Here is an 11,985-nt window from a genome sequence, read left to right as displayed (position 1 = left end):
TTGACAGAAAGAATGGCATTGACTATAATCAAGTCAACTAGTTGGTTATGCAAGGTAGTTATTTTTTTGGATCACTATCTTGCATCGCCAAGTACCTAAAGGAGGAACGATTATGGCTCTTAGAAGCCAATTGCTAAAAGGGGTTTTGGACGCCTGTGTAATGGCGGTCGTGGAAGAACAGCCGGTTTATGGCTACGAATTGTCGCAAAAACTGCAGGCAATCGGATTGCCGGACATTAGCGATGGCACTATTTACCCAGTGCTGCTGCGGCTGCAGAAAAATGGTTTTATTCGGGGAGAAATGAGGCCGTCTGCATCGGGGCCGAATCGCAAATATTATTTTTTGACAGATAGCGGAAAACTAGAGCTGGAGCAAATTGCTTCCGAATGGCTTCAAATTGCAAAACCTGTCAGCCAATTACTGAAAAGGGGTGGAGAAGATGAGAAAGACGCCTGAACTGATCGAGGAAAACAATCACAAAAGAGAACTGTTAACTTCTGAAAATGAACAAGTATACGAAAATTTGCTGCTGTATATTCGGACAGACCTGCGTGTGGATGAGCATGCAGGAGAGGAAATTTTAATGGATTTGCTTGATCACCTATTAGAGGCGCAAGAGAACGGCAAAAATGCGGCCGATTTATTCGGAAATTCGCCACAAGTCTATGCAGATGAGTTAATTGATCAATTCCCCAACCAAAAGCGCCGGAATGTGTATTGGCTTGCAGCATCAGGAATCGCTGGATTGGTTGGCTGGTTTGCCATCACCTATGGGGTCATAAATGCGGTTCTTTCTTTTTTTACCACCAGGGAAATCGATATTGCGCTCGGCAGCATTTTTTTGATCTTATTGAGCGTTAGTTTGGTCGGAACGATTGGCGTCAAACTATTCTTTAAAATTATCCGCTCATCTGTCTTCAAACCGAAAAGCCAACAATGGAAAATGTATGTGAAAGCCGGACTTTTTGGAATGGCAGGATTTCTTTTAATTTTAGGTGCAGCCTTTTTATTTGATGGAATTGGTCCGGTTGTGCATGTAGAGTGGTGGGTCTTCCTAATAGTCGGCATGGTGCTGCTGGTTCTCAACAAAGGAATCGGAAAACTGTCCGACGAGCAGTGAAAACAGTCCAAGCGAGGATGAATTTTCAGTGGCTGTCCTGTATGATGAAGCTAAAGAGCCAAGTGGATGGAAGGGGATTTGCATGACTATTTTACAGGCGCGACTAGAAAGCTGGATTGAAAAATATCCATTGCTAAAAAAAGTCATTGATTTGGAGCCCGTTATCTGGCTGAATCCAAAACGCCAAAAGATGGCTGACATGCCTGGCTCGCCAGTAGATCTGGAGGACATGAAGCAGGCAGAAGCGCTTTGGCAGCGCTTCGCACCTTATTTGGCATCAGAGTTTCCGGATACGGCTGCTGATAAAGGCATCGTGGAATCGCCGCTTCGCGAGATTCCCAACATGAAACGTCAGCTGCAAGATCGCTGGGGAGAAGAAATTGAAGGCGGACTGTACTTGAAATGCGATAACGCCTTGCCAATTGCCGGATCCATTAAAGCCCGCGGCGGTGTTTACGAAGTCCTGCACCACGCAGAGCAGCTGGCAATCCAAGCTGGACTTTTGGCAACCGAACAATCTTATGAGCAATTTTCATCTGATCGATTCAAGCAGTTTTTCAGTAGCTATTCCATCGGAGTAGGCTCAACTGGGAACTTAGGTTTGAGCATTGGCATCATCAGCGCTAAACTTGGCTTCCAGGTCTCCGTCTACATGTCTGCAGACGCCAAGCAATGGAAAAAAGACTTGCTTCGTGAAAAAGGGGCAACTGTGGTGGAATTTGATGGAGACTTTAGCGAAGCCATCTTGTCCGGGCGAAGAGAGACACTTGCCAAGCGGGATGCCTATTTTGTAGACGACGAAAAGTCCAAACACTTATTTTTAGGCTATAGTGTTGCAGCATTCCGCCTTGAGCACCAATTGGAGAAAGCGAATATCCAGGTGGATGACAATCACCCACTCTTCGTTTATTTGCCTTGCGGTGTAGGCGGTGCACCAGGCGGTATTGCCTTTGGGCTGCGCCAAGTTTTTGGGGATGCAGTTCATTGCTTTTTTGTGGAACCGACTCATTCTCCTGCAGTGCTGAGTGGCTTAATGACGGGTGAAAAAGAAAAGCTTTGTGTGCAGGATCTTGGCATCGACAATTTTACCGAGGGAGACGGATTGGCAGTCGGCAGACCCTCCAGCTTTGCTTCTGGCATTAGTGAAAAAACGGTCAGCGGCATTTATACCTTAGAAGACCAAGAGCTATTTAAATTACTAGCGCTTTTGGCAGACAGTGAAAAAATATTCATCGAACCTTCGGCGACGGCAGGATTGTTGGGTCCATTGAACATTCTCAAAACGGATTATGCTGAAGCCAACGGAATTCAGATGTCCACTGCCAATCATATTGTCTGGTCAACGGGCGGTGCTTTGGTGCCGGAAGAAGAAATGGACATTTTTTATCAGCGCGGAAAATCTTATTTAGGAGGCCAATAGAATGGATATGTCATGGGCATTACTTATCGCGGGAGCCGTTTTGGCAGCTGGTTACTTTTTCTATGCCGCTTCTGAAAAACGCATCGAAGCGCTTGAAAAAAGAATCAGGCAAGTTGAACAACAACTTAAACAAGCAACTACGGGAATGGATTTCACAGAACCTGACGTCAATGAAGAGCTTCGGCAACTTCTTCACCAAGGAAAAACGATTGAAGCAGTCAAACGGACGAGACAGGAATTTGGCTGGTCCTTGTTGGAAGCAAAGCAATATGTGGATGAGCTGAAGGTAGATAGGTAATGCAACAATGTGAAATATGTCATACACCATTTACTTGGAAGCAAGTCAATAAGTCGTTATGGCTAGCCTACAAACCAATTGCCTGCCCAAAATGCGGAAGGCTTTATCGAGTTCAGTTCTTGTCTCGCATTTTAGTTTCTTTACTGATAGTAGGTCCCATCTTTGCTTCTAGTTTCTTACCGCATCCTGCCAATACTCAAGCCCTTCTATTTGCAGTGCTAATCTTATTGCCTGCTATTTGTTTTACATTGCCGTATTTGATGCGCTATCGGCTTGTCTAAAAGATCCTCATGAGGATCTTTTTTTGATATGCAGGAAACGTTCATTTTTCGACGAATAATGTAGATAAACAGAAAAAGGAGGCGGAATTGTGGGTATCCAATCAAGCCATATTTTTGTCAATTTGCCGGTGAAGAATGTGGAGCGTTCCAAAACTTTTTTTGAAGAAATTGGATTTGAATTTGAAGAAGAGATGACGGATCAAAATGCGGCTTGTCTGATTATCGGTCCGACAATTTATGTGATGCTGCTTACAGAGGATTATTTCAAAAGTTTCTCAAAAAGAGAAATTACCGATACGGTACACAGTGCAGAAGTCATAACCGCCATCTCTGCCACTAGCAAAGCGGATGTAGATGAACTGGTAAACAATGCATTAAAGGCAGGTGGCCAAAAAGCCAGCGGAAAAATGGACGATGAATCCATGTATGTGCGGAGCTTTAAAGACTTGGATGGCCATATGTGGGAAGTTCTTTATATGCCTGAAGAAATATCCGAATAAAGGAAAAAACATCCGGAAAGATTTTTTCCGGATGTTTTTTATAGATAATCTGCGTAGCGTTTTTCAAGGTAGTTTTGCAGAATGGTCATTGCAGAGCAAATGGCCCAGTAGACCAATGCAACTAAAATCAGCATAGTCAGTAAATCATATTCGCGTGCGCCAACAACGCGCGCTTTTTGGAAAATCTCCGGAACGGTAATCATCGCCGCTAAAGAAGAAGCTTTGATCAAGTCCAGGTAGACATTTGATAGAGGCGGCACTGCAATTCGAACCGATTGAGGGAGAATGATGCGGCGCATGGTCTGCCAATAGGTTAGTCCAAGTGCAGTCGATGATTCCCATTGTCCTTTATCAACAGAAGCCAAGGATGAGCGAAAAACTTCAGCAATATAAGCAGCACTGTTAATGGTGAACCCGATCAACGCGGCTTGGACAGCAGTGAACTCGATGCCAATGACCGGCAAAGCAAAGTACAGCAGAAAAAGAATAACCAAGATTGGTACGCCGCGCATGAAGGAAATATAGAGGCGTGCTGGAAATTGCAAAATTTGCAATCGGGATGTACGGGCAAGGGATAGGAAAAAGCCTATGATCAACCCCATGACCATACTAAAGACAGATATCAGCAAAGTATAGCCGATGCCTCCCAGTACATAGGGCAAGGATTCGATCGCTAGTGTGGGGTCAAACAGCAGTCCCCATTCAATTTCATTCATTAGACGACCTCCTTAGTTTTCTTCAATATCAGGTTTAATGGAGACATCGGCACCACCAAAAAACTCTTCGGAAATACGAGTGATCGTACCATCTTCAAGCATTTCTTCCAATTCGCTGTTCACATTGTCAGCAAGTTCGGTATTGTCTTTATTCATCACAAGGCCAACCTCTGAAGGTGCATACTTGATATCAGGATGGATGGTGATATTCAGCTCAGGAAAAGCTGCAACACCGAATGTTGATAAATAGTAATCATTCAGAATGACATCGGTGCGTCCGATTGAAACGTCCCGCAAATAAACTTCGTTTGTGGCATTGTCATAAGTCACTTCTTCTGCGCCGTAATCACGTGCGATTTCCATGAAAATAGATGTAGATGCACCAGCTGCTTTTTTACCTTCCAAGTCTTCCAAGGTTGAAATTCCGGACAAGTCATCTTTTCGGACAACCGCTGTGCCGTAAGAATGTTTAATTGGTGTGGAAAAAATAAACTCTTCTGCGCGGTCTTCAGTTATTTCAATATCATTTGCGGCCATGTCAATTTGGCCTGTATTGACGCTGGTCAGCATTTCATCAAATCCAAGTTCTGTAAACTCGATTTCCAACTCTAATCGTTCACCAAGTTCCCGCACCACTTCTACTTCAAAGCCCGTCAGTTCATCAGAATCTTCATCACGGAAAGAAGTTGCGAGCAAAGTTCCTGAAGTGGCAACAGTCATTGAACCTTGTTCTTGAATTTCATCCCAAGCTGTAGTTGTTTCCTCAGTTTCGCTTTCTTCATTGCCGCATCCTGCTAGCAACGCCAGTGCGATAGCTCCGTTAGCTATCATTATTTTGTTCTTTGTAAAATATGTATACATATGTAAATCCCCCTTAAAATAAAGTCCTTTAAGAACATAGCATTTACTGGTGAACAGGGCAATGGGTAGAACTCAACTTGCATGCAAGACTAATTATCTGCATATTAATATTATGTAATCTTCTTGGAGGTATCAGTTTAGGGATCATCATTATCGTATTTTTGGTTTTCTCAATCGCATCTGCTTTATCAACAAAAAACCGGAAAGCTCTTTGCTTTCCGGTTTCTAAAATTATTTCTTCAATTTAATGACAAGTTCTTCATCGGGCGTCACAAATACCGTTTTCTGTTCGAAATAAATAACAAATCCTGGCTTTGAACCATTTGGTTTTTTTACTTGCCGAACTTCGGTGTAGTCAACGGGAACAGAAGACGACTCGCGAGCCTTGCTAAAGTAAGCCGCAATCGTAGCTGCCTCAAGTATGGTCGTTTCGTCGGGATCATTGTCATGAATGATGACGTGGGAGCCTGGAATGTCTTTCGTATGCAGCCACGTATCAGATTTTGCGGCCACTTTAAAGGTCACATAATCGTTCTGTTTGTTGTTTTTGCCGACAGAAATGGGCGTGCCGGTAGAGGAAATATAAGGTTCCACAGAAGGCTTGGTCGGTTTTTTCTTTTTCTTCGACTTCTGTGCTTTCATAAATCCTTGCTCAGCCAGTTCTTCACGGATTTCCTCGATATCGGAAATGCCCGCCTGTTGAACCTGTGACATCAAAGTCTCGAAATACTCGATATCTTCCTCGGTTTTGTCGATTTGTTCTTGGGTTTTTACAACAGCGGTCTTCGCTTTCTGGTAGCGCGAGTAATAGCGCTGCGAGTTGTCAATCGGCGTTTTGCGAGGATCTAATGTGATCGTCACTTTTTCATCGTTGTAATAATTGTCAACTTCAATTTCCTTCATGCCTTTGGTAATGCGGTGAAGGTTGGCCATGATCAATTCGCCATTTAATTGAAGGAGATCGCGTTTTTCTGCCTGATCCTGTTCTTTTTTTAGTTTTTTCAGCTTCAGCTTCAGTTTGGAAATTTCATTTTGCAGCCATCTTTCCAAATCGCCAGCCTGCTGTTTTACACGGTCGCGTTCGGCTTTGGCGTAATACATCCGGTCGAGCAATTCGCCAAGGGTCGAAAACTCCAGTCCTTCTTCTGCAATGTGTGTCAAAGGAGTCGCCGAGAAGAAACTTTTTCCTTCGTGTTCAACATAATAGCCAGTCGGCTGCGCCCTTTGGAAATCTTCTAAAAATGACTGAGCAATTTCAGTTTTTTTATCAGCTGACTCCAGACGGAATGCAAGTTCACGAGCGTTCAATGGAGAAAATCCGGAGAATTCGCCAACGATTTCCTTAGCGTCTGTTTGAGCCAATTCATTGATTGCCTCGAACGGATCCTTTTTCTCCTGGGAAGGCGGGAAGATATAAGGCTGTCCAGGAAGAATTGTTCGGAATGAGTTGACGCTCGGCGGCAAATGCTTGAGGCTGTCGAGAATCATCGTCCGTTCGGCATCAATCAGGATGACATTTGAATGCCGTCCCATCATTTCAACGTGCAGTTCGCGTTCGATGTCATCGCCGATTTCATTTTTTGCTTTGATTTTCAGCATGATGAGGCGGTCCATTCCGTATTGCGAAATCTCGGTGATGACGCCGCCCTCAATATGCTTGCGCAGCAGCATGCAAAACATCGGCGGTTCTGAAGGGTTGACGTTTGCTGCTGCCGTCAAATGAATCCGTGAATACGACGGGTGAATTGAGATTAATAACTTATGGTTTTTTCCTTGAGCACGTATATGGAGAAGCAGTTCAAGCTGGTTGGGCTGATGAACTTTTGAAATCCTGCCGGTGACCAACTGTTGAAGTTCGCCAGTCATCGATTTTGTAAATAATCCATCAAATGCCATTAAATATCCCTCTTTCAAATCGTTTTGTTCCATCTTATCATTTTCTCAGTGTATTATGATATAATAAGACAGTTAGTTAGAAAACGAAGAATACGAATCAGTAGTAAATGACTGGGAAGAGTTTGGTGGAAACAGTTCGATTTACGTTTAGGGCTAGCAAATGTGATTTTGTTCAGCCGGATAACGGCAGCCGCTATACCGAATTCTGCACCAGCAGAGCAGCTGATTGGGAAATGTTCAGCCAGGGGTGCCGGCCGATGCATCGGAAGAAACGTTCAGCCAAATCGAGTTAAAGTCCGGTTTGTTCTGCGTTCTTATGCAAAAGCGCAGCTCTTTGAGTTGGAAGAAAATGATGACGAGGCAAATGAGGGATAAAATGAGAAACCAACGTGGACTGCTGATAGTCCTATCAGGGCCTTCGGGTGTTGGAAAAGGCACGGTACGAAAAGAGCTGTTCTCACAGCCGGATACAAATTACGAATACTCCATCTCGATGACGACCCGGTCGCCGCGGGAAGGGGAAGTTGATGAAGTGGATTATTTCTTCAAAACCCGGAACGAATTTGAGGAGCTGATCGAACAGGATCAGCTGCTTGAATACGCGGAATTTGTCGGGAATTACTACGGCACGCCGCTTGCGTATGTCAACAAAATGCGCGATGCAGGACGCGATGTGTTCCTGGAAATTGAGGTGCAGGGCGCTGCACAGGTCCGTTCGAAAGTTCCGGATGGCCTGTTCATTTTCTTGGCACCACCAAGTTTATCGGAGTTGGAAGAGCGGCTGGTCGGCCGTGGGACTGAGTCGGACGAAGTAATTGCTTCCCGTCTGCAAGCCGCACGCCAAGAGCTGGAAATGATGAACTTGTACGATTATGTAGTTGAAAACGATGAAGTTGAAAATGCCTGTGACCGAATCAATGCCATTATCATTGCAGAACATTGCAAGCGTGAACGTGTTGAAAAACGATATTTTGATATGCTAAAGGAGAATGTCTGATGTTATACCCATCCGTTGATAAACTAAAAAGCCGAATTGATTCAAAATACTCGCTGGTGGCACTTGCTTCTAAACGTGCCCGCCAACTGCACGAACATGGTGATGAAAAATTGGATTCATACGTTTCCACTAAATCAGTCGGAAAAGCGCTTGAAGAAGTAGCAGCCGGCGCATTGACTCAGGAAAAACAAGATGAATTTGCCGTATACGAAGACGAAATTTAACCATTAATCGCAACAGACGACTCCCAGAGCAAATTTGTTCTTTGGGAGTTTGTTGTTTAGAAAGGGTGTTTGAGTTGTTGGAGAATCGTAAAATTCTACTATGTGTCAGCGGAGGAATCGCCGTCTATAAAGCGGTTGCACTTGTCAGCAAGCTATCTCAGGCTGGCGCCACTGTAAAAGTGATCATGACGCAATCGGCGCAGCAATTTGTGCAGCCCTTGACGTTTCAAGTCATGTCCAGAAACGATGTTTACACAGATACTTTTGATGAAAAGGATTCTTCTGTCATCGCCCATATCGACCTTGCAGATTGGGCAGACCTGATTATTGTTGCGCCGGGAACTGCCAATGTCATCGGCAAACTGGCAGGTGGCATCGGCGATGATATGGTGACCACAACTTTGCTTGCAGCGACTGCCCCTATTTGGATTGCGCCGGCAATGAATGTCCATATGTATGACCATCCAGCAGTGAAACGCAATATTCAACAGCTCCATGAAGATGGCATTCGCTTTATTGAACCGTCTGAGGGCTTCCTGGCTTGCGGCTATGTTGGCAAAGGCCGATTGGAAGAACCGGAGAAGATCACGGAGCTGGTTAAAGATTATTTTTCTCGTGAGCACAAACTGGCAGGGAAAAAAGTTGTGGTCACAGCCGGCCCCACACGCGAACGAATTGACCCGGTCCGTTTCTTGACTAATTTCTCAAGCGGCAAAATGGGCTACGCGATGGCGGGTGCAGCAGCCGAGATGGGCGCTGAAACAATTTTGATTAGCGGTCCCGTGTCGCTGCCGGTTCCAAGCGGTGTTACCCGAATTGTTGTGGAAAGCGCAGAAGACATGCTGCGAGCGGTCGAAGCACATTATGATACAGCAAATTATGTCATCAAAACGGCAGCCGTTGCCGACTATAGACCCAAAACGGTAGCTGACAAGAAAATGAAAAAACAAGAAGGTGGATCGACCATTGTTCTCGAACGGACAGTCGATATCTTACAGCATTTAGGCGAACAGAAAAAAGGCCAAGTATTGATCGGTTTTGCGGCTGAAACCAATGATGTCGGACAATACGCCAAAGAAAAGCTGGAACGCAAAAACGCGGATTACATTATCGCCAATGATGTAACTGAAGCACAAGCAGGCTTTGAATCGGATACCAACCGGGTGACTGTTTTCGGGAAAAACGGCTTTGAGCAGGCTTTTGAGATGATGCCCAAACAGCAACTCGCCCGCCAATTGCTCGAATTGATTACGGATAAGGAAGAGCCGCATGATAGCTGAAGTGATTGTGGACGTTGCAGCACACCCGATTGACCGCCCTTTTGATTACGCCATTCCAAAAAATGTGGAAGTACTGGCTGAACCAGGGATGCGTGTAAAAGTACCGTTTGGAAACCGTAAAGTGCTTGGTTTTATTACCAAAATCAAAGAAACTTCAGAGTTTGACCCAAAACGCCTGAAGCCGATTCACGAATTGATGGATGTTGTTCCGGTATTAAATGAAGAATTGTTGAAAATGGCCCAATGGATGAAACAGCAAACCGTTTGCTTTGAAATTGATGCACTGCAGGTTATGGTCCCGGCCGCATTGCGTGCAAAATATGAAAAACGCTTTGTGCTGAATGCAGGACTTGATGAAATTGCTGCCCCATTGCGCCCTTATTTTGAAAATCGTCCATTTATCCGCCTACAGGAAGCAGTTGATGTATACGCTCTGTTGAAGAAGGAAATGGAAAAAGGCACAATCTTGGCTGATACTGATATTCAGCAGCAGACATCTGTAAAAAAAGTGCGGATGATTCATATTGCTGACAGCACGGAGCAGTTGGAATCCTTAGATATCCGTGCTAATGCCAAACAACAGCTAAAATTGATGGAGTATTTCCTGAAACATGCAGGACGTTCAATTGAGTCTTCCCAACTTCAAAAAGAAGCAAATGTGTCACTGCCCACCATCTACAGTTTGGTGGAAAAAGGAGCAGCTGAGATTTCCAACATGGAATCTTACCGGGATCCGAAGCTATTGACAGCAATTGAACAAAAATCTTCCCTGCAACTGACAGGTGCGCAGCAACTTGCTTTTGATTCGATTGAAAATGCGTTAAATACACCGAAAACTTTCTTGCTGCACGGCATAACAGGGAGCGGAAAAACGGAAATTTACTTGCAGACAATCGATCGAGTTCTGAAACAAGGCAAAGAAGCAATCATGCTGGTGCCGGAAATTTCACTGACACCGCAAATGACCATTCGTTTTAAAGAACGTTTTGGCGATCAGGTTGCCGTTTTGCATAGCGGATTGTCGGCTGGCGAGAAATACGACGAATGGCGAAAAATCCAACGGGCAGAAGTAAAAGTTGTCGTTGGTGCGCGTTCAGCCATCTTTGCCCCATTTCAGAATTTGGGCTTAATCATCCTAGATGAGGAGCATGAATCGAGCTATAAGCAAGACGATTCGCCGCGCTATCACGCCCGCGATATGGCGATATGGCGCAGCGAATACCACAATTGCCCAGTGATTTTGGGCAGCGCGACGCCATCACTCGAATCCTATGCACGAGCTCAAAAAGGCGTCTACGAATTGCTGGTGCTGGAAAAACGCGCAAAAAATCAGCCCTTACCGGATGTTCAGATTGTTGACATGCGGGAAGAGTTGCGGAATGGCAATCGGTCCATGTTCTCGGTGCAATTGGCGGATGCCATCCGCGACCGCTTGGAGAAAAAACAGCAAACCGTGCTGTTTCTCAACAAGCGGGGCTATTCATCGTTTGTTTTGTGCCGTGATTGTGGAACGGTCATGCAATGTCCAAACTGTGATATTTCACTGACCTACCACCGCTCCAGCGAAACAATGAAATGCCATTATTGCGGCTATGACGAACGTGTCCCGACTACTTGTCCGGAATGTGAAAGTGAGCATATCCGCTTTTTCGGAACCGGTACACAAAAAGTCGAAGAAGAATTAGCGAAAGTGGTGCCGGAAGCTCGCGTGTTGCGAATGGACGTCGACACGACACGCAACAAAGGCGCACATGAAAAAATCCTTTCCGCTTTTGGTGAAGGCAAGGCCGATATCCTGTTGGGTACTCAAATGATCGCCAAAGGCCTGGATTTCCCGAACATCACCTTGGTGGGCGTCTTGTCAGCAGATACGACGCTTCATCTGCCTGATTTTCGAGCCGCAGAAAAAACCTATCAGCTCCTAACGCAAGTCAGCGGGCGTGCAGGAAGAGACGTTCTTCCAGGGATGGTATTTGTTCAGTCGTATACACCGGAACATTACGCCATTACACTAGCCAAAGACCAATTGTATGAGCCATTTTATGAACAGGAAATGGCTATGCGCAGAGCAAGCGGCTATCCGCCGTACTATTACGTTGTCAATATTCAATTTACGCATGAAGATTTGATGACAGTTGCCGAATACGCGGATCAAACAGTCCGTTATTTGAAAAGCCAATTGTCTCCAAACACCTTGATTATCGGGCCTTCAGCTTCGCTCATTGCCCGTGTCAACAATAGATATCGCTATCAATGTTTGATAAAATACAAAAAAGAACCGAAACTGACCGATACGATGCAGCAACTGATCAAAATCCATCGCACGGAGTGGCTGAAAAAAGGCGCGACGCTGTCGATTGATATGAATCCGACATCGGTCATGTAACAGAA

The 11,985-nt window shown here is 45.0% G+C and carries 14 protein-coding genes; 11 read left to right on the top strand and 3 right to left on the bottom strand.

Translation table 11 applies throughout. The features are described 5' to 3' along the window. Positions 1–112: 112 nt before the first annotated feature. From AC4EG4_RS02625 to AC4EG4_RS02600, 6 genes are all read left to right on the top strand, one after another. A complete protein-coding gene (locus tag AC4EG4_RS02625; RefSeq protein ID WP_490977859.1) occupies positions 113–457 on the top strand; it encodes a PadR family transcriptional regulator in 345 nt (114 codons plus the stop codon). After that, the gene (locus AC4EG4_RS02620) at positions 441–1,121 is read left to right on the top strand and encodes a DUF1129 family protein (RefSeq protein ID WP_490986855.1); all 681 of its coding nucleotides are present in this window, start codon (positions 441–443) and stop codon (positions 1,119–1,121) included. The genes AC4EG4_RS02625 and AC4EG4_RS02620 overlap by 17 nt, the downstream gene beginning before the upstream one ends. Positions 1,122–1,203: 82 nt before the next feature. After that, positions 1,204–2,541 (top strand): D-serine ammonia-lyase, encoded by a 1,338-nt coding sequence (dsdA, locus tag AC4EG4_RS02615; protein ID WP_490977861.1) that lies wholly within the window; start codon positions 1,204–1,206, stop codon positions 2,539–2,541. A 1-nt stretch (position 2,542) separates the two neighbouring features. Then, positions 2,543–2,839, top strand: a complete 297-nt coding sequence (locus AC4EG4_RS02610; RefSeq protein WP_490987186.1) for a hypothetical protein — start codon at positions 2,543–2,545, stop codon at positions 2,837–2,839. After that, the gene (locus tag AC4EG4_RS02605) at positions 2,839–3,120 is read left to right on the top strand and encodes a TIGR04104 family putative zinc finger protein (protein ID WP_490977862.1); all 282 of its coding nucleotides are present in this window, start codon (positions 2,839–2,841) and stop codon (positions 3,118–3,120) included. Before AC4EG4_RS02610 ends, AC4EG4_RS02605 begins: the two co-directional genes overlap by 1 nt. A gap of 89 nt (positions 3,121–3,209) precedes the next feature. Then, positions 3,210–3,620 carry a VOC family protein gene (locus tag AC4EG4_RS02600; RefSeq protein ID WP_490977863.1) on the top strand — a complete coding sequence of 137 codons (411 nt, stop codon included), beginning with the start codon at positions 3,210–3,212 and terminating at the stop codon, positions 3,618–3,620. Positions 3,621–3,658: 38 nt separating this feature from the next. Here AC4EG4_RS02600 and AC4EG4_RS02595 read toward each other — a convergent pair whose 3' ends face one another. From AC4EG4_RS02595 to AC4EG4_RS02585, 3 genes are all read right to left on the bottom strand, one after another. Beyond that, complete coding sequence (locus tag AC4EG4_RS02595; protein ID WP_490986854.1) at positions 3,659–4,336, bottom strand: amino acid ABC transporter permease; 678 nt, start codon at positions 4,334–4,336, stop codon at positions 3,659–3,661. A gap of 12 nt (positions 4,337–4,348) precedes the next feature. Continuing rightward, positions 4,349–5,197, bottom strand: coding sequence for a transporter substrate-binding domain-containing protein (locus tag AC4EG4_RS02590; protein ID WP_490977865.1), 849 nt, complete (start codon positions 5,195–5,197; stop codon positions 4,349–4,351). Positions 5,198–5,428: 231 nt separating this feature from the next. Beyond that, positions 5,429–7,093 carry an Rqc2 family fibronectin-binding protein gene (locus AC4EG4_RS02585; protein ID WP_490986853.1) on the bottom strand — a complete coding sequence of 555 codons (1,665 nt, stop codon included), beginning with the start codon at positions 7,091–7,093 and terminating at the stop codon, positions 5,429–5,431. Between the two features lie 162 nt (positions 7,094–7,255). Between AC4EG4_RS02585 and AC4EG4_RS02580 the strand changes: the two genes are divergently transcribed. The 5 genes from AC4EG4_RS02580 (at position 7,256) to priA (ending at position 11,980) form a co-directional block, all read left to right on the top strand. Then, entirely contained in the window at positions 7,256–7,468 is a 213-nt protein-coding gene (locus tag AC4EG4_RS02580; RefSeq protein WP_490977867.1) for a hypothetical protein, read from the top strand. A 1-nt stretch (position 7,469) separates the two neighbouring features. Continuing rightward, complete coding sequence (gmk, locus tag AC4EG4_RS02575; protein ID WP_490977868.1) at positions 7,470–8,090, top strand: guanylate kinase; 621 nt, start codon at positions 7,470–7,472, stop codon at positions 8,088–8,090. Continuing rightward, on the top strand, positions 8,090–8,314 hold the full coding sequence (gene rpoZ / locus AC4EG4_RS02570; RefSeq protein WP_142826599.1) for a DNA-directed RNA polymerase subunit omega: 225 nt from the start codon (positions 8,090–8,092) through the stop codon (positions 8,312–8,314). The genes gmk and rpoZ overlap by 1 nt, the downstream gene beginning before the upstream one ends. 74 nt (positions 8,315–8,388) lie before the next feature. Continuing rightward, positions 8,389–9,594 carry a bifunctional phosphopantothenoylcysteine decarboxylase/phosphopantothenate--cysteine ligase CoaBC gene (gene coaBC / locus AC4EG4_RS02565; RefSeq protein ID WP_490977869.1) on the top strand — a complete coding sequence of 402 codons (1,206 nt, stop codon included), beginning with the start codon at positions 8,389–8,391 and terminating at the stop codon, positions 9,592–9,594. After that, complete coding sequence (gene priA, locus AC4EG4_RS02560) at positions 9,584–11,980, top strand: primosomal protein N' (protein ID WP_490986852.1); 2,397 nt, start codon at positions 9,584–9,586, stop codon at positions 11,978–11,980. Before coaBC ends, priA begins: the two co-directional genes overlap by 11 nt. Positions 11,981–11,985 lie beyond the last annotated feature (5 nt).

This window comes from Planococcus sp. TJ-201, from assembly GCF_058268495.1.
Note: the sequence above shows the minus strand (reverse complement) of the source record. Positions and strands in the feature narration are given on the sequence as shown.